Here is an 18,667-nt window from a genome sequence, read left to right as displayed (position 1 = left end):
AGGAGATTACGCAAGTAAAATATTACGCATGTGCATCAGTCCGAGCGCCGCGCACTCTGGCGCTTAAGACCATGGCGGCCAGTCTGCCTGCGGGATCCGGCCTGTCCAGGACGGCCCGCAGGGCCGCCGCGAGGCGGCCGGGCCCAAGGCCCGGTCCTTGACTGACCGGAGCCCGCAGGCTCGCATCTGACCATGGACTTAAGGGCGGGAGGCATTGCCGGGGGAATGCTTCGTCGGAGGGACAGGTGAAACGCGGCAGCGCATCGCGATGGGCTTGGATCGGGGCCTTGGGCGGCGTCTTCTTCATCGCCGCGGCCGCGATCCTCTTCAACTTTTTCAATGAGATCCTGAGCGCCATCATCATATTTGGCGGCGCCGTGGGGATCATCCTGGCGCGTGCGTATGACCAAGGCGTCTGACCGCCCTCGCCAGGAGGCTCAGGCGCGTGTGGGTCCCGGTCTCCGGCTGCGGCGGAACGGGGTGACAACAGGGGGGGCTCTAGCGCCAGACAGCAAAAAGCCCGCCCGGTCTCCCGGGCGGGCTCTTGCAGTTCGTTCGAAGGATCAGATCTCTTCGTTGATCAGGGCGACCTGGTAGAAGCCGTTGCCCTGCAGGGTGTTCATCACCGCCATGAAGTCGCCGTAGCGGACCGTCCGGTCGGCGCGGATGTAGACGCGCTGCTCGGTCGGGGCCGTGGTCGGATCCTCGACGGCCAGCACCTGCGACAGGTCGGCCGGCAGGCCGTCCAGGCTGGTGGCGCGCTCGCCGATGTAGAGGGCGCCGCCCTGCTGGATGTTCACCAGCACCGGTTCCTTCACGATGGTGCCCGGCGGCGGCGGGATGGCCGGCGGCAGGTCCAGCTTGATCGACACGGTCGCGGCCGGGATCGACACCATGAAGATGATGAGGAGCACGAGCATCACGTCCACGAAGGGCGTGACGTTCATGTCGCTGTTCTGGCCGAGGTCGAACTTGTTGCCGCCCCCACCACCCAGCTTGGCACCCATGCGTTTTATCCTTCCCTGGGGCGCTTCCCGCGCCCTTCCTAGAGTCATTCGTCCTTTGGCAAGGCGTTACCCACTTGTAAAGCCCGGAACGGCGGAACCGCGTTCAGCGGCGGGAGCCGGCCCGCGGGCCGGCGGGCTGCGGCGCGAGGCGCCTTCCCCGAAGGCGGCCGGCGCTCTATGGCGGGCGCCATGAGCTCCTATGCCTTCGACGCCTATGTCACCGCCGCCCTCTTCGACAAGGCCGGGAAGGCCGTCTTCGCGCTCGGCGACGGGACGGTGCGGTTCGAGGGGCGCGGAAACGTCCAGGCGCACGACGGCGCGGTGCTGTCGGCCTGCCTGCACCCCTCCGGCGAGGGCCTGATCACCGGCGGCGACGACGGCCGGGTGGTCTGGTCGACGCCGGACGGCGTCACCGAACTCGCCCGCGTCCCCGGCCGCTGGATCGAGCAGGTGGCGGCCAGCGCGGAGTCCAGGCTCGTGGCCTTCACCGCCGGGCGCGAGCTGCACGTGCGCGACTTGGGTGACGCAGGCTTCGCCCGCACCTTCGCCCACGAGAAGACCCCCGCCGCCATCGCCTTCGACCCCAAGGGCCGGCGGATCGCGGCGGTCGGCTATGGCGGCGCCTGGCTGTGGTACGCCCGCATCGCCGACCAGAAGCCGGTGGTCCTGAAGTGGGCCGGCAGCCACCTGGCCTGCGCCTGGAGCCCGGACGGCCGGTTCCTGATGTCGTCGATGCAGGACAACCAGCTCCACGGCTGGCGCGTGGCCGACGAGAAGAACATGCGGATGGGCGGCTATCCGGCCAAGGTGAAGAGCCTCTCGTTCCTCGCCAAGGGCAGCCTCATGGCCACCTCCGGCGCCAACGGCGTGGTCGTCTGGCCGTTCGCCGGCTCCACCGGGCCGATGGGCAAGCAGGCCGCCGAGGTCGGCTTCGAGGAGAGCGCGCTGTCCACCGTCGTCGCCGGCCAGCCCGCCGGCAACTGGGTCGCCTGGGGCCTCGACGACGGCCGGGTGCGGGCCTGCGACCTCGCCGGCCAGCGGATCGTCGAGGTGAAGGCCGAGAAGGCTTCGCCGATCACCGCCATGGCGATCACGCCGGACGCCCGCCGCGTGGCCTGGGGCGACGAGGACGGCGCGGCCGGGGTCACGGATCTCTGACGCCGGGCTTCGGGGCCAGCGCCCGCCGCGCTACGCTGCCGCCATGATCCCCGCTCCCCGCCGCCTGGCCGCCGTGCGCACGCTGCACACGGCGATCTATGCGGTGATGTCGGCGGGCGTCTTCGTGATCCTCCTGGCCGGCCTGACCGGCGCGCGCGGTCCCTGGCTCTCCGTCGCCCTCGCCCTGCTGGCCGTGGAGACCGTGGTCTTCACCGCCAGCGGCTTCCGCTGCCCGCTCACGGCCGTCGTCGCCCGCTACGCCGACGGCGCCCCGGTCTCCGACACCTGGCTGCCGGAACGCCTCACCCGCCACACCGTGAAGGTCTTCGCCCCCCTCCTGGCCCTCGGCCTCGCCCTCCCTCGCCGCCCGCGCCGCGACCGGCCACTGGGGCGCCTAGCCCCGCGCCTCTCCCTCCCGGGTCGCGCCCTCAGTTCCGCGCCTGCGCCGTCAGCCGCTTCACCTCCGCCGGCCCCAGCCCCGGGGGCCAGGCGAAGGCCATCCGCCAGCGCATCCGGGCGCACCGGGGACAGTTCCAGCCGATCCGCTGCCGCACGTCGGTCAGCCGCGTGGTGTGCCCGCCGGCGCGCAGCTCCTGCAGCCGTCCGATCACCCGCTCGGGGTTGTAGGTCCTGGACCAGCCGCAGGCCGCGCACGAGAGCAGCAGCCGGCATCCCGGATAGCGGCGGAAGTCGCCGATGGTCGAGGCGGCGTGCGCCGGGATGGTCCGCATCGTCACGGCGCCGCCTCCCGGGTGAAGTGATAGGCGCAGGTCGCAAGCGCGTGCTGGGCGATCTCCAGCGCCAGGTAGTCCCGCCCGAAAGGCCGACAGAGGTCCTGCAGGGCCCGAAGGCGCGCGGCGTAGGGCCGGAGCGTCTCGAAATCCGGCGCGCCCGCCGGCGCGCCGGCCGGCGCCGCCCGGACGTCTCTCCGCAGGGCGTCGTAGTAGTGCCGCCGCCCGGTGAAATGGAGGGCGGCGGTCTCCAGCCCGTCGAGGGCGATCCCGAAGGCCATGTGCCCCGGCGACGCCCACGCGAAGCCCGCCTGCATCGCCAGCATCCTCTCCACATGCGCCCCGAGCTTGTCGAACTCCTGCACCGCCATCTCGCGCGAGCCGAGGCCGCAATATCCACGTCGAACCATGATCGGAACAAAAGCAGAACACAGCCGCGATGGCGAGTCCGTTTCGCACCCAACCTGTGGATGGCGACCCGCGTCCGATGCGCGCCGCACCCGCGCCGCGGGCCGGGAGAGGGCGGCTCCCAGCCCGAGCCCGCCCTACCGAGCGCGCCGCCCCACCTCCTCTCCCCCCGCGCAGCGGAGAGGGAGAGGGCAGGGTGAGGGCCGGCTGGGACCTCTCCGCCACTCCGGACGAGAGCCCGAGGGCCCTCGACCCCTCATCCGGCGCGATCCCGCCGCACGCACCGGCCCTCACCCTACCCTCTCCCTCTCGGGCTACGCCCGGGGGAGAGGAGTGTGAAATCCCAGCTCAGTCGGGCGCTTGCCGGAATATCCAAAGCTGCCCCTCCTCGCCGTCCCGGGGCCGCCACCGGTTGACGTGCTCCAGCTCCGCCGCGGCGGGAAAGACCGCGTCAAACCCCTCCTCATCGAAGCGATTGCCGGCGAACTGCACGTTCGCCGGATCGCCGATCTCGATGACGACCAGCAGGTCGCGATCGTCGAGCACGCGCAGAAGATGCTGCGCAACCTCCTGCACGGTGTTCTGTGTCCGCAGGAAAATCGCTCTCTGTGCGCCCTGCCAGGCGGGACCCAGCTCGAAGGCCGCCAAAACCGCATCCCCGTATCGCGCGCCGCCGTCGTCCGCGTTTCCCGCGTTGTCGAAGCTGGAGCCGATACCGATGCTGATCATGAGAGTCCGCATGCCGCCCTAGCATTCCTCCCGGAATGCCTCCCGCCCTTAAGTCCATGGTCAGATGCGAGCCTGCGGGCTCCGGTCAGTCAAGGACCGGGCCTCCGGCCCGGCCGCCCCGCGGCGCGCCTCCGGCGCGTCCTGGACAGACCGGATCCCGCAGGCAGACTGGCCGCCATGGTCTTAAGCGCCAGAGTGCGCCACCCCAGCTCCTCTCCCCCGCGAAGCGGAGAGGGAGAGGGTAGGGAGAGGGCCAGCGCTCAACCCGCCGCTCTTCCCAATCCGCCATTTCGGTGGAAGCTTCACATGGATGCCCAAGGCCGGCCCCCCGCACCATCCTCTGTCTCCTCGCCGCTCTTGTGGCCGCCCCCCGCCGCCGTCGCCCAACCGAAGCCGGACTGGGAACGGCTGCCCAACGCCGCCGATGTGGCGCGCCACTATCCTCCGGCGGCGCGTCAGGCGGGCGTTGGGGGGCGGGCGGTGATCGATTGCGAGGTCAGGCGGGTCGATAGCCGGTTCGGTGGGCCTGCAGGCTGTGCCGTCATCGAGGAGAGCCCGACAGGATACGGCTTCGGCGACGCGGCCATTGGGTTGGCGTCCTACTTCCGCTTTCGAATGCCTCGCGAGTTGGGTGACGTCGGCGGTACGGTTCGGCTTCCGATCCGGTTTGTTCCGCCCCGCCCTTAGGTCCACGGTCAGATGCGAGCCTGCGGGCTCCGGTCAGTCAAGGACGGAGACCTTGTCCGCCAACAGCAGCAGCGGCGCGTGGTGATGGGCGGTGTGGGCGCCGAATGCCGTGCCCTCCAGTGCGACTCGCCGCCCGACGGCGCTAACGAGCGCGCCGGCGACCTCGTCATCGGCAGCGCTGACTTGGACACGGTCGAACCCCGTCGTGGCGTCGATGAACAGCCCGTCGTCCGCGCACATCGCCTTCGGCAGCGCCAGGATGAACACCCGCTCCTCGACGTCCCCATGAGCGACGCCTTCGTAGTTTGGCGGGCCGGGAAAAGCCTGGATGGTCAGGCCGCCGGATAGCACGGTCCGCGTCTCGGCCTTCGTGAGATTGAGGCATGCGTCAGGGGCTCGCTCCGTCCGGGCCCGGGCCCTGAGCAAACAGGACCGCTCCCACGAGAAGAAGACCCCTCAGCATTGCTTCGGCATCTCAGAGCCACTCCCCACGCGGAGCATTCCTCCCGGAATGCCTCCCGCCCTTAAGTCCATGGTCAGATGCGAGCCTGCGGGATCCGGTCAGTCAAGGACCGGGCCTCCGGCCCGGCCGCCCCGCGGCGCGCCTCCGGCGCGTCCTGGACAGACCGGATTCCGCCGGCAGACTGGCCGCCATGGTCTTAAGCGCTGGAGTCCGTTTTCTAGCCGCGCTGAAGTCCGCGCAAGAACGCGGGGTTCACTGCATAAAGAGGGTCGCCCACCACTAGGCTGCGTTCAGCCTCTACGCGTAGAAGCCGAGAGCTGCCATCGTGTCTGCCCAGAATCGGAGGTGGTTCGAAAGATCGCAGACAATCGCGGCTGTTTCGAGCGACTGGCAAATGTTGCGGTTAACTGCGATGCAGCCCACCCCCACCACCCCTCCCTTGACTCCGCACGCCCGTCCCCCCCAAACCGCGCCCACACAGCAAAAACACGCCCCGAGGGAGGCTCATATGCGCGTTGGTGTGCCCCGCGAGATCAAGCCGGACGAATACCGTGTCGGCCTGACGCCGACCGCGGTCCGCGAGTACGTCTCCCACGGCCACGAGGTCTATGTGGAGGCCGGCGCGGGCGCCGGCGCCGGCTATCCGGACGAGGCCTACGCCCGGGCGGGCGCGACGATCCTGCCCACCGCCGACGCGGTGTTCGCCACTGCCACCCTGATCATCAAGGTCAAGGAGCCCCAGGCGGTCGAGTGGGCCAGGCTCACCAAGGATCACATCCTCTTCACCTACCTGCACCTGGCGCCCGACCCGGCCCAGGCCCAGGGCCTGCTGGATTCGGGCTGCGCGGCCATCGCCTACGAGACGGTGACCGATCCGCAAGGGGGCCTGCCGCTGCTCGCCCCGATGTCCGAGGTGGCCGGCCGCATCGCCGTCTTCTCGGCCGGCGAGACGCTCCTGAAGCACAACGGCGGCATGGGCCTCCTGATCTCCGGCGTGCCCGGCGTCCCCCCGGCCCGGGTGGCGGTGCTGGGCGGCGGCGTCGTGGGCATGAACGCCGCGCGCATGGCCGCCGGCCTCGGCGCCGAGGTGGTGATCCTCGAGCGCTCGATCCCGCGCATGCGCCAGCTCGACGACATGTTCCAGGGCCGCATCCTCACCCGCTACTCCACCCAGGACGCGGTGGAGGAGGAGGTGCTGAAGGCCGACGTGGTGATCGGCGCGGTGCTGACCGCCGGCGCCAGCGCGCCGACCCTGGTCCGCAAGTCGGACCTCTCCCGGATGAAGAAGGGCTCGGTGCTGGTCGACGTCTCCATCGACCAGGGCGGCTGCTTCGAGACCAGCCGGCCGACCACCCACAACGACCCGACTTACACCGTCGACGGCGTGGTCCACTACTGCGTCGCCAACATGCCGGGCGCGGCCCCGCGCACCTCGTCCGAGGCGCTGGTCCACGCGACCCTGCCCTTCGGCCTGCAGCTCGCCGACCAGGGCCTGGATGCGCTCAAGAAGAACGTCCACCTCGCCAAGGGCCTGAACGTGCTGAAGGGCGAGGTCACCCACCCCGCCGTCGCCGAAGCCCTCGGCAAGCCCTTCAAGGACCCCTACGGCGCGTGGAAGTGACGATGGCGCGCTAGCGCGCCCGTCATCCTGGGCCTTGTGCCCAGGATCCCTCCCTCGGATGCAGCGGCCTTCGGATGAGGGCCGGCGGACGTCGCGCGCCGCCCGTCCTCTCCGCGCCAGCTTCCCCAGGGATCCTAGGCACAAGGCCTAGGATGACGCGACGGAGCGGATTCCTCTCCTCACCCACCGTTGTCATCCCGCTCTTGGGCCGCGGCGAGACCGGATGACAGCCGCAGGGCGCCGCCCCCTCGACGCCCCCCTTTCTGTGTCTTTCTGTGTCTTTCTGTGGTTCAAAAAAAATCGGCCTCCGACCGTCCACCGCATCCGGCCGCGCCGGCACAGTGGACATACGCCCGCAACATTGGTCACCGTTCCTTCCGCCAACCGAAGAAGCGCGGAGGACGCCCCCATGTGTGACGACGACATCCACCCCGGCCTGGTGACGGACCCGACGGTCTCGCGCCGCAACCTCGGCCTCTGGACGGTCGCCGCCGCCGGGATCGCCGCGGCCAGCGCGGCGGGCGCCCAGGCCAAGGTCGTGGAGAAGGACGTCAAGGTCACCACCCCCGACGGCGTCTCGGACAGCGCCCTCTTCTACCCCGAGGGCAAGGGGACCTGGCCCGCCGTCCTGCTGTGGCCCGACATCATGGGCCTGCGCCCCGTGAAGCGGGAGATGGGCCGCCGGCTCGCCGCCCAGGGCTATGTCGTCCTCGTGGTGAACCCGTTCTACCGCTCGCACACCGCCCCGGTGATGCCGGGCGACATCAACTTCGGCGACCCCGAGACCCGCAAGGTGCTGATGGGCTACCGCCAGGCCATGACCAACGAGGGGATCGACAAGGACAGCGTCGCCTATGTCGCCTTCCTCGACGCCCAGCCCCAGACCAACAAGAAGGCCAAGGTCGGCGTGCAGGGCTACTGCATGGGCGGGCCGCTCTCCTTCCGCACGGCCGCCGCGGTCCCGAACCGCATCGGCGCGGTGGGCTCCTTCCACGGCGGCGGCCTGGTCACCGACCAGCCGTCCAGCCCGCACCTGCTGATCCCGAAGACCAACGCCGAGTACCTCGTGGCCGTGGCCAAGAACGACGACGCCCGCGCGCCGAACGACAAGGAGGTGCTGAAGAAGGCCTTCGCCGACGCCAGGAAGAAGGCGACCGTCGAGGTCTACCCCGCCGACCATGGCTGGTGCGTCCCCGGCTCCCAGGTCTACGACCAGGCCCAGGCCGAACGCGCCTGGTCCGAACTCAGCGCCATGTACAAGCGCGCGCTGAAGTAGCGAACCATCCGAGGCCGTCATCCCAGGCCTTGTGCCTGGGATCCCTCTCGCAGGGGCCGTGGAGGCAGGGATCCTAGGCACAAGGCCTAGGATGACGGTGTTGGTTCTCCCTCCCGCAGCGGGACCTTGCCGCCGGACCCCAACCTCTGCCACAAGCCGCCGCATGAAGGCGGTCCCCCTTAGCCGGGGGCCAAGAGGGAACTGGGGTGAGGGCGTCCGCCCGACTCCCCGGCTGTGCCCGCAACTGTGAGCGGCGAGGGCCGCGCCTATCCCCGCGAGGGGCGCCACTGGGAAACCGGGAAGGCGAGGGCGCGGAACCGGTGACCCGTGAGCCAGGAGACCTGCCGTCTTCGTCGCTCGTCCGTGGCCCGGGTCCAGGCCAGCCGGCGCGGGACGGCGCAATTCCGCGCCCTCCGTCGCAGCGACATCGCTGAAACGACGGAGGCGCCACATGCGCAATCTTCTTCTCTCCACCGCCGCGATTGCGGCCCTCTCCACGCCCGTTCTCGCCGCTGACGCCGCCAGCGTCGACGAGGTCATCGTCACCGCCACCCGCCTGCCGAGCGCGGTGGACGAGGTCACCGGCGCCCGGGTGATCGGCCGCGCCGAGCTGGAGGCCCGGCAGAACCCGTTCGTCACCGAGGTCCTGTCGACCGTGCCCGGCGTCGCCATCGCCCGCACCGGCGCCTTCGGCGGCGTCGGCGCCATCCGTATCCGCGGGGCGGGCGCGGACAAGACCCTGGTGCTGATAGACGGCGTGCCGAACGGCGACCCGGCCGACCCGGGCGGCGCCTACGACCCCTCGTCGCTCACGACCGACGACGTGGAGCGGATCGAGGTGCTGTCGGGGCCGCAGGGCTCGCTCTGGGGCTCCGAGGCGATCGGCGGCGTGGTCTCCATCGTCACCCGCGAGATCGACGGCTGGCGGCTCTCCGCCGAAGGCGGCGGCCTCGACACCCTGCGCGGCTTCGCGGGCGTCGGCACCGTCTGGGACGAGGGGGCGGTCTCGGCCACTGTCACCGGTTTCCGCACCGACGGGGTCTCCAAGGCCGACACCGGGACCGAGAAGGACGGCTTCGAGACCGTCACCGCCAACCTCGCCGCCCGCCTGGGCGCCTTCGACGGCAAGCTCCGCTACACCGACAGCGCCATCGACATCGACGGCTTCCCGGCTCCGGCCTTCGCGCTGGGCGACACGGACGACCGCAACGAGAGCCGCGCCTGGTCCGGCTTCGTCCGCGCCCGCTTCGACGCGCTCGGCTTCCAGAACGCGCTCAGCGTCTCCGGCTACGACCTGAAGCGGAAGAACATCTCCGACTTCCCCGCGCAGTTCGACGCCCAGCGGGTCGTGGTCCGCGCCACCGCCGCGCGCGACGGCCTGATCCTCGGCGCCGAGCGCCAGGCCACCGAGGCCGACCTCTCCGGCCGCCTCAAGCAGGACCTCTCGGTCACCTCGGCCTTCGGCGTGTTCCGCACCGACCTTGCGGCCGTCACCCTCACCGCCAGCGCCCGCTACGACGAGCCGGACCACTTCAAGGGCCGCGCCACCGGCCGCCTCTCCGCCAAGACCGAGCTGGGCGCAGGGTTCGCCCTGACCGCCTCCGCCGGCACGGGCTTCAAGATCCCCACCATCAGCCAGTACGCCTGCGACTTCTGCTTCGCCCCGCCCGTGGCCCTCGTGCCCGAGAAGGCCGAAGGCTACGACCTGCGCCTCGGCTGGACCGGCGGGCGGGCCCGCGCCGCGCTCACCGCCTACCGCCTGAACGTCAAGGACCAGATCGCCTACCAGGGCTCGCGCTACATCAACATCGCCCGCACCCGCTCCGAGGGCCTGGAGGCCGAGGCCGAGCTCGACCTCACGCCCCAGCTCAGCGCCCGCCTGGCCTACGCCTGGACCGACGCCGTCGACCGTTCGACCAACGCCAGCCTGATCCGCGTCCCCGACCATTCGGGCGCCGCCAGCCTGTTCTGGACCGGCGAGCGGCTGTCCGGCGCGCTCACCGTCCGCGCCGAGTCCAGCCAGAGCGACACCGCCCGCGACGGCTTCAGCCGGGTGACCCGCAAGGGCTTCACGACCGCGGACGTCTCGGCCGGCTGGGCGCTCAACGAACGGGTCACGCTGACGGCCCGGGTCGAGAACCTGACCGACGAGACCTATTCCGAGAGCTTCGGCTACGGCGAACCTGGGCGCACCGCCTTCGTCGGCATCCGCCTGCGCAACTAGAGCCGGTAGCGCGCCAGGGCCTCGTAATGGGGCCGGGCCGCGTCGGCGATCCGTCGAAGTTCGGCGGAAAGCGGACGCGGCTCGGCGTTCTCCGGCCTGGCGAAGCCCGTGGAGCGCTCCACCGCGTCGTACCAGGCCGGCGCCCAGACGCCATCGCTGTCCCTGCGCCCCGCTGGCCAGCTGAGCATGTCGGACGTGAATACGATGCCGAGTCGCTCGCACAGCCGGCGCAACGTCCCCTCCGGGTCCGCCAGCACATCGGCCCCCCGGACCACCGGCGGCGCCTGGCCCAGGCGGTCGGCCTCCCGCTCGAACAGCTCCCGCTGCCGCACCACCCCGATGTCGTCGAGCGTCACCTCGCCCCGCTTGACCGCGTAGCTCGCCAGCGCCTCGGCGGGATCACGGACCAGGAAGGCGTTGCGCCGCTCCTTCATCCACCCCAGGCCGAAGGCAGGCAGCATGTGGTGGGTCATGTGCTTCTCGTAGACCACCGGACCTTCGAGGGCGTCGAGCTCCGCCACGACCTGCGCCCAGTCCTGCGGCTGGGCGGCCAGCACCGCCTCGCGCATCGGGTGGTCGAGGCCCGTCGCGGCGAGGTAGGCGGCGTAGAATGGCTCGTCGACGACCCGGGTGTCGGCGCGGTTCCCGAAGCTGCGCATCATGGCGGTCGAGATGTTGCGCGGCCCCGACCACATGGCGATGCGAAGGGTCATGCCTGCGCGTCCCGGTCCTTCAGCCGCTCGTAGGCGGCGCGGAGGCGGTCGGTCACCGGGCCGGGCAGGGCGGCGGGCAGGCCGTGGCCGTCGATCTCGCGCACGGGGGTCAGGCCGCCGAAGGTGCCGGTGACGAAGGCCTCGTCGGCGTCGTGGACATCGGCCAGCTCGAAGTCGCCAAGGGTGATCGGGACGCCCTCCTCGCGGCAGATCTGGATGACGTTGGCCCGGGTCACGCCGTTGAAGCAGTAGTCGCCCGTGGACGTCATCACCCGGCCGCCCTTCACCCAGAAGAAGTTGGTGGCGTTGCAGCTGGAGACGAAGCCGTTCGGGTCGAGCATCAGGGCCTCGTCGCCGCCCTTGGCGATGGCGTCCTGCAGGGCAAGGATCAGTGACAGCCGGCTGTGCGAATTGAGCCGCATGTCGAACATCTCGGCCGGCGTGCAGCGGATCGCCGAGGTGGCGAGCGCCAGGCCGCGCGTGACGACCTCAGGGCTGGGCTGCTTGAACTCCGCGGTGATGACGATGGTCGGTCTGCTCAGCCAGTTGCGGGGATCCTGGTTGACCGCCGCCTTCTCGCCCCGGGTGATCATCAGACGCAGGTGCCCGCCGTCGTCCATCTTGTTGGCGGCGAGCGTCTTCCGGATCTCGGCGGTCAGTTCGGCCTGGGTCAGACCGATGTCGAGACCGATGCGGGCGAGGCCGGCGAACAGCCGGTCGAGGTGGGCCTCGAGGAACAGCAGGCGGCCCTTGTGGACGCGAAGGCCCTCCCAGACTCCATCGCCCAGCACGAAGCCGGCGTCGAAGACGGACACCCGCGCCTCGTGCTTCGGGACCAACTCGCCGTTCACATAGACCTTCAGGTCGGCGTTCCGGGGATCGGCGGCGAAATCCTGGCTTCCGGGCATGGCGCACCCTAGGCGCGGCGCTAGACTGCGGCCAAGTCCTGAGGAGCCCGGCCATGACGAGCATCGGCGGATCGACCATCGAGCGGGAATTGGCGGAGCTGAAGCGGTGGCCGAACCCGGCGCCGCCGATCACCCGCGAGGAGCGCGAGGCCCGCCTCGCCAAGGCTCAGGGGCTGATGGCCGGGCTGGGGGCCGACGCCATGGTCATCGGCGCCGGGGCCTCGCTGCGCTACTTCGCCGGCGTCGGCTGGAACGCCACGGAGCGGCTCGTCGCCATGGTCCTGCCGCGCTCGGGCGAGCCCAAGATGATCTGCCCGAGGTTCGAGGAGGGATCGTTGCGGGCCTCGCTCGGAATCGAGGCGTCGCTCCGGCTCTGGGAGGAGCACGAGAACCCCTACGACCTCACGGCGACGGTGCTTCGCGAGCTGGACTGCGAGACCCTGGCCATCGACCCGGCGCTGGCCTTCTTCACGTACGACGGGCTCCGGACCGCGGCGCCTGACATCCTGATGACCAACGCCGCCGCGGTGGTCGACGGCTGCCGGATGATCAAGTCCGCGGCCGAACTCGCGCTGATGTCCCAGGCCAAGGCCATGACGCTGGAGGTCCACCGGCGGGCCGCGCGGGTGCTGGCCGAGGGGATCACCACGACCGAGGTCCGGCGGTTCATCGACCAGGCGCACCGGGCGCTGGGCGCGGACGACGGCTCCTCGTTTTGCGCGGTGCAGTTCGGCGAGGCCTCGTCCTATCCGCACGGCGTGCCGGGCGAGCAGCGGCTGGCCGACGGCGACATCGTGCTGATCGACACCGGCTGCCGGGTGCAGGGCTACAACTCCGACATCACGCGGACCTACGTCTTTGGCCAGCCCACGCAGGAGATGATCCGCATCTGGGAGGTGGAGAAGCGCGCCCAGGCCGCCGCCTTCGCCGCCGTGAAGCCGGGCGTTCCCTGCGAGGAGATCGACGCGGTGGCCCGGCGGGTGCTGCAGGCCGAGGGCTTCGGGCCGGCCTACGAGCTGCCAGGCCTGCCGCACCGGACCGGTCACGGCATCGGGCTCTCGGTCCACGAGGCGCCCTATCTGGTGAAGGGCGACAGGACCCCGCTGCAGCCCGGCATGTGCTTCTCGAACGAGCCGATGATCGTCGTCCCCGGGGCCTTCGGCATCCGGCTGGAGGACCACTTCCATGTGACGGAAGGCGGCGCGGCCTGGTTCACGCCGCCGCAGCCTCGTATAGATCAGCCGGTGTGAGGAATTAGGCCGCGGCCCAGGCGCGGTCGTCGAGGGCGACGGGGTCGTTGATGGCCATTTCGTCCCAGTCGAGGTCCGGGGGCGGGCTCATGGCCGCGGCGACCACGGCGCTCATCTCGGCGGCCGAGGCCACGCCGACGAGGACGGTGGACGCTTCCGGCCGCGACAGCGCGAAGCCGAGGGCGGCCTGCAGCGGGTCCGAGCGGCCCTCGGCGATCAGCCGGCGGGCGCGGGAGATACGGCCGGCGGCGGCCTTGAGGTGGCTGGGCGCCCGGTCAGGCGGCAGGAACAGGAGGCCGTTCAGGAAGATCGAGCGGAGTTGCACCTCGACGCCCATCTCGCACAGCTCGGAGAGAGTGCCGTCGATCAGCAGGCGCTGGTCCAGCAGGGAGGCCGGCGCCTGGATGACGTCCGGCTTGAAGCGTTTCGCAAGGCCGATCGGATCGTCCGAGGCATAGACCGAGACGCCGATCTTGCGGCAGAGGCCGGCGTCACGCAGCGCGCGCAGGCGGTCCCAGACCACCGGGCCGTTCGGCGAAAAGAGGTCGGTGGCCGACGGCGCCAGGATGGTGTCGACGCGGTCGACGCCCAGACGCTGAAGCTGCTGGCGCAGCTCCGCCTCCACCAGGTCCGGCCCGCGGTCGGGGCGCACGGTGGTGACGGTCATGCGGAAAGGATTGGGCTTCGGGGTGATCTGGCCGATCGTGGTTTCCGCGGTCGCCGGGCAACGGCCCACCTCCAGCGTGCCGATCCCGGAGCGCGCGGCGATCGCGAGGATGTCGCGCGCCTCGGCGTCCCGCGGGCGGCCGCGGAAGGCGGGCTGGTCGAGGCCGAACTGGCCCGAGCCGAGGCCCAGCTTGTTGATCGGTGAACTCATGGAAGGCGTAGGTCTTGGTCAGATCCCTATGAGCCGTCATCATGAGCCTGAGATGCTTACGAACCCGTCTACACAACCTTGCCTGAGGGTTAAGACGTGACCCGGGAGCCGCTGCCGGAATGGCCGGTGTTCGGGCTGCCCGACGATGTCCGGCCGGCGCTCAGGCGGGCGCGGGACGCGGGTCTTCCGGTGGCGCTGGCCACCCTTGTCAGCGTCGAGGGCGGCGGCCCGCGGCCCGAGGGGACCCAGATGGTGTTCGGCGAGGGGATCGTCGCCGGCTACTTCTCCGGCGGCTGCGTGGAGAGCGACGTGGCTGACCATGCCTTCGCCTGCCTTTCCGACGGCGAGCCGCGCACGCTGGTTTATGGCGAGGGCAGCCCGTGGCCGGACATTCGGCTGCTGTGCGGGGCGCGGATCGAGATCTTCGTGGAGCGCGTGCCGGCCGACGACCCGGCGCTGGCCGAACTGCTGTCGGCGGAGACCGACCGCCGGCCGGTGGTGTGGATCAGCGACGGCTTTGCGCGGGCCTGCGTGCCCGAGCTGACCTCGGCCTGGCCAGAAGCCCGTGTCGAGCGGCTGTACGAGCCGGTCCCGCGTCTGGCGGTGGTGGGGAGCGATCCGACGGCGCTGGCCATCGCCGAGCTGGGCGTGCGGTCCGGCTTCGAGACGACGCTGATCCGGCCGAAGGGACCCGAGGGCGCCGCCGCCGATCGCAGGCGTCGCCTATCGCCGTGATGAGCCGGCGACGGCGCTGGCCGCGCTGGACCTCGACGCCTGGACCTCCGTGGCGATCGCCACCCACGACCTGGAGACCGACCAGGCGGCGTTGCGCGCCGCCCTGCCGTCGCCGGCGGCCTATGTGGGCCTGCTGGGGGCGAGGGCCCGGCTGCCGGAGCGGCTGGCGCGGCTGCGCGCGGCGGGGGTGCCGGAGGGCGCCATCGCGCGGCTGCACGCGCCGATCGGCCTCGACATCGGCGGCAAGGCGCCCTGGGAAGTGGCCGTCTCGGTGATCGGCGAGGTGATGGCCCTGCGCTACGCGCGCGCGAGCGGCAGCACCTCGACCACGGTCCCGGCGGCGGCGGCCGGCGCCCGGCCTGACGCCGGAGCAGGGCGTCGGAGGCCGCGAAGATCCCCACCAGCGAGGAGTCCTGGTCGCGGTAGGGGAGAATGGTGACGCCGCCGTCGGCATGGGAAAGCTTGGCGCGCATCCAGTGCTCGCGCGCGCCGTTGGCGGGGAGGTCCTGCGCGAGCCGGGCGGTGATGGTGTGGGGCTCGGTCGGCGCGCCCTGGAAGGCCATCAGGATCGGCTTCAGGAACATCTCGGCGCAGACGAAGGCCGAGGCCGGGTTGCCGGGCAGGCCCAGCATCCGGCGGCCGTCGCCGAGCACGCCGAAGAAGGTCGGCTTGCCCGGCCGGACCGCGACACTCTCCACCTGGAACGCGAGGCCCAGCGCCAGGCCGGCGTCGCGCACCAGGTCGTGGTCGCCCACCGAAGCGCCGCCAAGGGTGACCACGAGGTCGGCGTCGGCGGCGCGGAGCGCCTCGATCACCGCGCCGAGGTCGTCGGCCAGCGGCCTGGCGCGGGTCACCTCGGCGCCCCAGGCGGCCATCATGGCGGCCAGCCCGGGTGCGCCGGAATCGTAGATCTGGAAAGGGCCAGGGGCGGCCGGCGCTTCGACGATCTCCTCGCCGGTGGAGAGCAGGGCGACGCGCGGCTTCCGGTAGGCCAGCACGCCGGCGCGCCCGGCCGAGGCGGCAAGCGAGATGCGCCAGGGATCGAGCCTTGTCCCCTGGACCAGCAGGGTCTGTCCGGCCCGGAAGTCGCCGCCGGAAGGGCGGACGTGATGACCAGGCGCGGTGGCGGGCGCGCGCACCTCGCCGCCGCTGCGCTCGCAGTCCTCCTGGATGACCACAGCGTCGCAGCCGGCGGGGACCGCGGGCGCCGGTGAAGATCCGCACCGCCTCGCCGGCCTGGACGAAGCCTTCGTAGCCGTGACCGGCGGCGCTCTCGCCGACCACCCGCAGCACGGCGGGGCAGTCGGCGGCGCGGACCGCGTAACCGTCCATGGCCGAGGCGGGGGAATGGCGGCTGGTCGCGCACCGCGGCGACATCCTCGGCGAGCACCCGGCCCGCGGCGGCGCCCAGCGGAACGTCCTCGGCCGGCAGGGGCGCGATCTCGGCGAGCATGCGGGCCCGGGCGTCGTCGACCGTGAGGAGCTTCATCGTCATGCCATCCTATTACCTCCCCCGCTGCGCGGCGGGAGGCGAAGTTACGGCTCCGCCCGCCAGTCGCCGGACTTGCCGCCGGTCTTCTCGACGAGGCGCACGGCCTCGATGACCATGCCCTTCTCGGCGGCCTTGAGCATGTCGTAGAGGGTGAGCAGCGCCACCGAGGCGGCCGTGAGCGCCTCCATCTCCACGCCGGTCTGGCCGGTGGTCTTCACCCGGGCGGTGACGGAAAGCCCGCCGTCGCCGGGCTCCACCCGGACCTCGGCCTTGGCGATCGGCAGCGGGTGGCACATGGGGATCAGGTCGGAGGTCTTCTTGGCGGCCATGACGCCGGCGATCTCGGCCACCGCGCGGACGTCGCCCTTCTTCCCCTCGCCGGATAGCGCCAGCGCCAGGGTCTCAGGGGCCATTCGCAGGAAGCCTTCTGCCACCGCCTCGCGGGCGGTGACGGCCTTGTCGGAGACGTCGACCATCCGGGCGCGGCCGCTCTCGTCGATATGGGTGAGCCGGCTCACGCCTCGAGCAGCCGGGGCATCAGCTCGACCATGTTGCAGGGACCATGGCGGCTGTCGAGCTGGGCGGCGATCACCTTGTCCCAGCCGTCGCGGACGGCGCCGTTGGAGCCCGGCAGGCAGAAAACGAAGCAGCCTTTCACGATGCCGGCGAGCGCCCGGCTCTGCAGGGTGGAGAGGCCCACGGACCGGTAGCTGACCAGATGGAAGATCACGGAGAAGCCGTCGATCTCTTTGTCGAACAGCGGGCGGATCGCCTCCGGCGTCACGTCGCGGCCGGTGATGCCGGTGCCCCCGGTGGTGACGATGGCCTCGACCCCCTGGTCGACCCACGCCAGCACCTGTTTGCGGATGGCCTCCACATCGTCGGGAACGATGCCCTTGGCGGCGAGTTCGTGGCCGGCGCCCTTTACCCGCTCGGCCAGCAGGTGGCCGGAGGTGTCGCTCTCCTCATCGCGGGTGTCGGAGATGGTCAGTACCGCCACCCGCACAGCCTTGATCGGCTGAGAGGTGTCGATGCGGCCGCCGGGCGTGAGGACGGGGGCGTTCATGGGCGGGCTCCTCTGGTCGGCGCCCTTTCTAGCGCGGGGGGCTCCGGCCTGGGTAGGGGCGTCGGCCAAGAGTCGGATAGGCGACCTATCCTCGGCCGGCGTCTTTCATGTAACGTCGTTCGACTGGGGCGCCCGCAAACACGGACGGAGAGACCTCCAATGCCCGGCTCTGAGCGGGACAGGCTCCTGGCCCAGGTCCACGAGAGCTATCCAGCGATCGCACCGGATCTGCTCGAGCCGATACTCCGGTTCATGACCGTGGGGCGGAGCATCACGGGCGGCGACACCGACAAGATCACCATCCTCCTGGTCGTGGCGGTGCGCAGCACCCAGCACCCGGACTTCGCCACCTTCACCACGGAGGAGCTGAAGGCCGGACGCGTGCCCGTGCTGCCGTCGCTGGGCATCAACATCCGCTCCATCGCCGATTCCACCGGCATGCCGAGAGAGAGTGTCCGGCGGAAGGTGTCCGAACTGGTCGAGGCCGGCTGGCTGGTGAAGCACGGCAACCAGATCCACTACACCGCCACCGCCTACATGCAGGTGGAGCCGGCCCGCTCGGCGCTGGAGGACATGGCGGTGCGCTTCCACGAGGTGGTCCGGAAGCTGGCCGACAAGGGCTCCTAAGGGTCGGCGCGCTGGCCGTCCCAGCGCGCGATGTCGGCGTGATCCTGGTCGCGCGGCTCAATCCAGCGTTCGCCGTCGGGACCGACCTCCTTCTTCCAGAAGGGGGCGCGGGACTTCAGGTAGTCCATCAGGAAGTCGCAGGCCTCGAAAGCCTCGCGGCGATGGCGTGCGGCCGTGGCCACGAAGACGATCGCCTCGCCGGGCGCGATCCTGCCGACCCGGTGCAGGATCAGATGGTCGAGCAGGCCGAAGCGCCGCGTGGCCTCCCCGGCGATCTTGTCGATAGCCGCTTCCGTGAAGCCCGGGTAGGCCTCGAGCTCCAGGGTGGTGGTCGAGCCGGCCTCGGCGCGGGCGAGGCCGGTGAAGCTGGCCACGGCGCCGACCTCCGCCCGGCCCCGGCAGAATTCCGTCAGCAGGGCGCCGGGGTCGAATGGGTCGAAGGTGAGGCGGATCGTCATCCGCCGCTCATCGGCGGCAGGAAGGCGACCTCGGTCCTGGCATTGAGCGGCGCGTCGCCGCGCACGATGACCTGGTCGAGGGCGACCTGGACGCCGGGGCCGGCGAGCGCCTCGCCGAGGCTGGGGTCGTCCGTGCCGAGCCGGGCGCGGAGCGCGGACAGGAACGGGGCGTCGATCTCGCGCTCACGCCAGCCCGCCACGTCGCTGAGGCGGCCGAACAGCAGGACGCGCGCCATG

Annotated in this window: 22 protein-coding genes, 3 pseudogenes and 1 riboswitch; of the genes and pseudogenes, 9 read left to right on the top strand and 16 right to left on the bottom strand. The window is 71.2% G+C overall.

The features are described from left to right. Nucleotides 1–245 precede the first annotated feature (245 nt). Nucleotides 246–419, top strand: a complete 174-nt coding sequence (locus tag LRS04_RS05195) for a hypothetical protein (protein ID WP_257815458.1) — start codon at nucleotides 246–248, stop codon at nucleotides 417–419. A 144-nt stretch (nucleotides 420–563) separates the two neighbouring features. Here the strand turns inward: LRS04_RS05195 and LRS04_RS05190 are convergent, their stop codons facing one another. After that, a complete protein-coding gene (locus LRS04_RS05190; RefSeq protein ID WP_257815457.1) occupies nucleotides 564–1,007 on the bottom strand; it encodes a biopolymer transporter ExbD in 444 nt (147 codons plus the stop codon). Nucleotides 1,008–1,196: 189 nt separating this feature from the next. Between LRS04_RS05190 and LRS04_RS05185 the strand changes: the two genes are divergently transcribed. Then, the gene (locus tag LRS04_RS05185) at nucleotides 1,197–2,165 is read left to right on the top strand and encodes a WD40 repeat domain-containing protein (protein ID WP_257815456.1); all 969 of its coding nucleotides are present in this window, start codon (nucleotides 1,197–1,199) and stop codon (nucleotides 2,163–2,165) included. Nucleotides 2,166–2,261: 96 nt separating this feature from the next. Here LRS04_RS05185 and LRS04_RS05180 read toward each other — a convergent pair whose 3' ends face one another. From LRS04_RS05180 to LRS04_RS05160, 5 genes are all read right to left on the bottom strand, one after another. Then, nucleotides 2,262–2,405 (bottom strand): hypothetical protein, encoded by a 144-nt coding sequence (locus LRS04_RS05180; protein ID WP_257815455.1) that lies wholly within the window; start codon nucleotides 2,403–2,405, stop codon nucleotides 2,262–2,264. A 188-nt stretch (nucleotides 2,406–2,593) separates the two neighbouring features. Then, a complete protein-coding gene (locus LRS04_RS05175) occupies nucleotides 2,594–2,902 on the bottom strand; it encodes a hypothetical protein (RefSeq protein WP_257815453.1) in 309 nt (102 codons plus the stop codon). Then, nucleotides 2,899–3,261 (bottom strand): hypothetical protein, encoded by a 363-nt coding sequence (locus LRS04_RS05170; protein WP_257815451.1) that lies wholly within the window; start codon nucleotides 3,259–3,261, stop codon nucleotides 2,899–2,901. The genes LRS04_RS05175 and LRS04_RS05170 overlap by 4 nt, the downstream gene beginning before the upstream one ends. A gap of 391 nt (nucleotides 3,262–3,652) precedes the next feature. Next, the gene (locus tag LRS04_RS05165; protein ID WP_257815450.1) at nucleotides 3,653–4,033 is read right to left on the bottom strand and encodes a hypothetical protein; all 381 of its coding nucleotides are present in this window, start codon (nucleotides 4,031–4,033) and stop codon (nucleotides 3,653–3,655) included. Between the two features lie 720 nt (nucleotides 4,034–4,753). Further along, nucleotides 4,754–5,071 carry a DUF4431 domain-containing protein gene (locus LRS04_RS05160; RefSeq protein ID WP_257815449.1) on the bottom strand — a complete coding sequence of 106 codons (318 nt, stop codon included), beginning with the start codon at nucleotides 5,069–5,071 and terminating at the stop codon, nucleotides 4,754–4,756. 620 nt (nucleotides 5,072–5,691) lie between these two features. Here LRS04_RS05160 and ald point away from each other — a divergent pair. From ald to LRS04_RS05145, 3 genes are all read left to right on the top strand, one after another. Continuing rightward, the gene (gene ald, locus LRS04_RS05155) at nucleotides 5,692–6,804 is read left to right on the top strand and encodes an alanine dehydrogenase (RefSeq protein WP_257815448.1); all 1,113 of its coding nucleotides are present in this window, start codon (nucleotides 5,692–5,694) and stop codon (nucleotides 6,802–6,804) included. A 409-nt stretch (nucleotides 6,805–7,213) separates the two neighbouring features. Then, entirely contained in the window at nucleotides 7,214–8,080 is an 867-nt protein-coding gene (locus LRS04_RS05150) for a dienelactone hydrolase family protein (RefSeq protein WP_257815447.1), read from the top strand. 153 nt (nucleotides 8,081–8,233) lie between these two features. Further along, nucleotides 8,234–8,444: riboswitch (cobalamin riboswitch) on the top strand. Between the two features lie 87 nt (nucleotides 8,445–8,531). Continuing rightward, on the top strand, nucleotides 8,532–10,304 hold the full coding sequence (locus tag LRS04_RS05145; RefSeq protein ID WP_257815446.1) for a TonB-dependent siderophore receptor: 1,773 nt from the start codon (nucleotides 8,532–8,534) through the stop codon (nucleotides 10,302–10,304). On the opposite strand, the gene LRS04_RS05140 is transcribed toward LRS04_RS05145, so the two are convergent. Both LRS04_RS05140 and LRS04_RS05135 read right to left on the bottom strand, forming a co-directional pair. Next, nucleotides 10,301–11,017, bottom strand: coding sequence for a sulfotransferase (locus LRS04_RS05140; protein ID WP_257815445.1), 717 nt, complete (start codon nucleotides 11,015–11,017; stop codon nucleotides 10,301–10,303). The genes LRS04_RS05145 and LRS04_RS05140 overlap by 4 nt on opposite strands. After that, the gene (locus tag LRS04_RS05135; protein ID WP_257815444.1) at nucleotides 11,014–11,925 is read right to left on the bottom strand and encodes an aminotransferase class IV; all 912 of its coding nucleotides are present in this window, start codon (nucleotides 11,923–11,925) and stop codon (nucleotides 11,014–11,016) included. The genes LRS04_RS05140 and LRS04_RS05135 overlap by 4 nt, the downstream gene beginning before the upstream one ends. Before the next feature lie 53 nt (nucleotides 11,926–11,978). Between LRS04_RS05135 and LRS04_RS05130 the strand changes: the two genes are divergently transcribed. After that, complete coding sequence (locus LRS04_RS05130) at nucleotides 11,979–13,175, top strand: Xaa-Pro peptidase family protein (RefSeq protein ID WP_257815443.1); 1,197 nt, start codon at nucleotides 11,979–11,981, stop codon at nucleotides 13,173–13,175. 4 nt (nucleotides 13,176–13,179) lie between these two features. Here the strand turns inward: LRS04_RS05130 and LRS04_RS05125 are convergent, their stop codons facing one another. Next, the gene (locus LRS04_RS05125; RefSeq protein WP_257815442.1) at nucleotides 13,180–14,052 is read right to left on the bottom strand and encodes a bifunctional regulator KidO; all 873 of its coding nucleotides are present in this window, start codon (nucleotides 14,050–14,052) and stop codon (nucleotides 13,180–13,182) included. A gap of 96 nt (nucleotides 14,053–14,148) precedes the next feature. Here LRS04_RS05125 and LRS04_RS05120 point away from each other — a divergent pair, with 96 nt between their 5' ends. After that, the gene (locus LRS04_RS05120) at nucleotides 14,149–14,787 is read left to right on the top strand and encodes an XdhC family protein (RefSeq protein ID WP_308238077.1); all 639 of its coding nucleotides are present in this window, start codon (nucleotides 14,149–14,151) and stop codon (nucleotides 14,785–14,787) included. 49 nt (nucleotides 14,788–14,836) lie between these two features. Beyond that, nucleotides 14,837–15,226, top strand: coding sequence for an XdhC family protein (locus LRS04_RS26595; protein ID WP_308238076.1), 390 nt, complete (start codon nucleotides 14,837–14,839; stop codon nucleotides 15,224–15,226). Here the strand turns inward: LRS04_RS26595 and LRS04_RS26590 are convergent. From LRS04_RS26590 to moaB, 5 genes and pseudogenes are all read right to left on the bottom strand, one after another. Next, nucleotides 15,195–15,926, bottom strand: a pseudogene (locus LRS04_RS26590) (molybdopterin molybdotransferase MoeA); the annotation flags it as partial. The gene LRS04_RS26595 and the pseudogene LRS04_RS26590 sit on opposite strands and share 32 nt — an antisense overlap. 121 nt (nucleotides 15,927–16,047) lie before the next feature. Then, nucleotides 16,048–16,119: pseudogene (locus LRS04_RS27615) on the bottom strand (hypothetical protein); the annotation flags it as partial. A gap of 73 nt (nucleotides 16,120–16,192) precedes the next feature. Then, nucleotides 16,193–16,240, bottom strand: a pseudogene (locus tag LRS04_RS26585) (hypothetical protein); the annotation flags it as partial. Nucleotides 16,241–16,323: 83 nt separating this feature from the next. After that, nucleotides 16,324–16,797, bottom strand: a complete 474-nt coding sequence (gene moaC, locus LRS04_RS05110; protein WP_257815441.1) for a cyclic pyranopterin monophosphate synthase MoaC — start codon at nucleotides 16,795–16,797, stop codon at nucleotides 16,324–16,326. Then, nucleotides 16,794–17,345 (bottom strand): molybdenum cofactor biosynthesis protein B, encoded by a 552-nt coding sequence (gene moaB / locus LRS04_RS05105; protein WP_257815440.1) that lies wholly within the window; start codon nucleotides 17,343–17,345, stop codon nucleotides 16,794–16,796. The genes moaC and moaB overlap by 4 nt, the downstream gene beginning before the upstream one ends. 159 nt (nucleotides 17,346–17,504) lie before the next feature. On the opposite strand from moaB, the gene LRS04_RS05100 reads away from it, so the two are divergent. Next, nucleotides 17,505–17,972 (top strand): hypothetical protein, encoded by a 468-nt coding sequence (locus tag LRS04_RS05100; RefSeq protein WP_257815439.1) that lies wholly within the window; start codon nucleotides 17,505–17,507, stop codon nucleotides 17,970–17,972. Here LRS04_RS05100 and LRS04_RS05095 read toward each other — a convergent pair. Both LRS04_RS05095 and LRS04_RS05090 read right to left on the bottom strand, forming a co-directional pair. Then, nucleotides 17,969–18,430: a molybdenum cofactor biosynthesis protein MoaE gene (locus LRS04_RS05095; protein WP_257815438.1), complete on the bottom strand. Its 462-nt coding sequence runs from the start codon at nucleotides 18,428–18,430 to the stop codon at nucleotides 17,969–17,971. The two genes, LRS04_RS05100 and LRS04_RS05095, sit on opposite strands and share 4 nt — an antisense overlap. Further along, on the bottom strand, nucleotides 18,427–18,666 hold the full coding sequence (locus LRS04_RS05090; protein ID WP_257815437.1) for a MoaD/ThiS family protein: 240 nt from the start codon (nucleotides 18,664–18,666) through the stop codon (nucleotides 18,427–18,429). Before LRS04_RS05090 ends, LRS04_RS05095 begins: the two co-directional genes overlap by 4 nt. Nucleotide 18,667 lies beyond the last annotated feature (1 nt).

Origin of the sequence: Phenylobacterium sp. J367, from assembly GCF_024699985.1 — a bacterium.
GTDB lineage: Bacteria > Pseudomonadota > Alphaproteobacteria > Caulobacterales > Caulobacteraceae > Phenylobacterium.
The sequence above is the reverse complement of the archived record's forward strand: the minus strand, read 5'-3'. Positions and strand labels throughout refer to the sequence as shown.

Bases quoted from the DNA above. Each gene is read 5' to 3' on its own strand.
- LRS04_RS05145 (WP_257815446.1), top strand. From the start codon at position 8,532: ATGCGCAATCTTCTTCTCTCCACCGCCGCGATTGCGGCCCTCTCCACG.
- LRS04_RS05090 (WP_257815437.1), bottom strand. From the start codon at position 18,666: ATGGCGCGCGTCCTGCTGTTCGGCCGCCTCAGCGACGTGGCGGGCTGG.
- LRS04_RS05190 (WP_257815457.1), bottom strand. From the start codon at position 1,007: ATGGGTGCCAAGCTGGGTGGTGGGGGCGGCAACAAGTTCGACCTCGGC.
- LRS04_RS05100 (WP_257815439.1), top strand. From the start codon at position 17,505: ATGCCCGGCTCTGAGCGGGACAGGCTCCTGGCCCAGGTCCACGAGAGC.
- LRS04_RS05150 (WP_257815447.1), top strand. From the start codon at position 7,214: ATGTGTGACGACGACATCCACCCCGGCCTGGTGACGGACCCGACGGTC.
- moaB (WP_257815440.1), bottom strand. From the start codon at position 17,345: ATGAACGCCCCCGTCCTCACGCCCGGCGGCCGCATCGACACCTCTCAG.
- LRS04_RS05185 (WP_257815456.1), top strand. From the start codon at position 1,197: ATGAGCTCCTATGCCTTCGACGCCTATGTCACCGCCGCCCTCTTCGAC.
- LRS04_RS05130 (WP_257815443.1), top strand. From the start codon at position 11,979: ATGACGAGCATCGGCGGATCGACCATCGAGCGGGAATTGGCGGAGCTG.
- LRS04_RS05165 (WP_257815450.1), bottom strand. From the start codon at position 4,033: ATGATCAGCATCGGTATCGGCTCCAGCTTCGACAACGCGGGAAACGCG.
- ald (WP_257815448.1), top strand. From the start codon at position 5,692: ATGCGCGTTGGTGTGCCCCGCGAGATCAAGCCGGACGAATACCGTGTC.
- LRS04_RS05125 (WP_257815442.1), bottom strand. From the start codon at position 14,052: ATGAGTTCACCGATCAACAAGCTGGGCCTCGGCTCGGGCCAGTTCGGC.
- LRS04_RS05140 (WP_257815445.1), bottom strand. From the start codon at position 11,017: ATGACCCTTCGCATCGCCATGTGGTCGGGGCCGCGCAACATCTCGACC.
- LRS04_RS05135 (WP_257815444.1), bottom strand. From the start codon at position 11,925: ATGCCCGGAAGCCAGGATTTCGCCGCCGATCCCCGGAACGCCGACCTG.
- LRS04_RS05095 (WP_257815438.1), bottom strand. From the start codon at position 18,430: ATGACGATCCGCCTCACCTTCGACCCATTCGACCCCGGCGCCCTGCTG.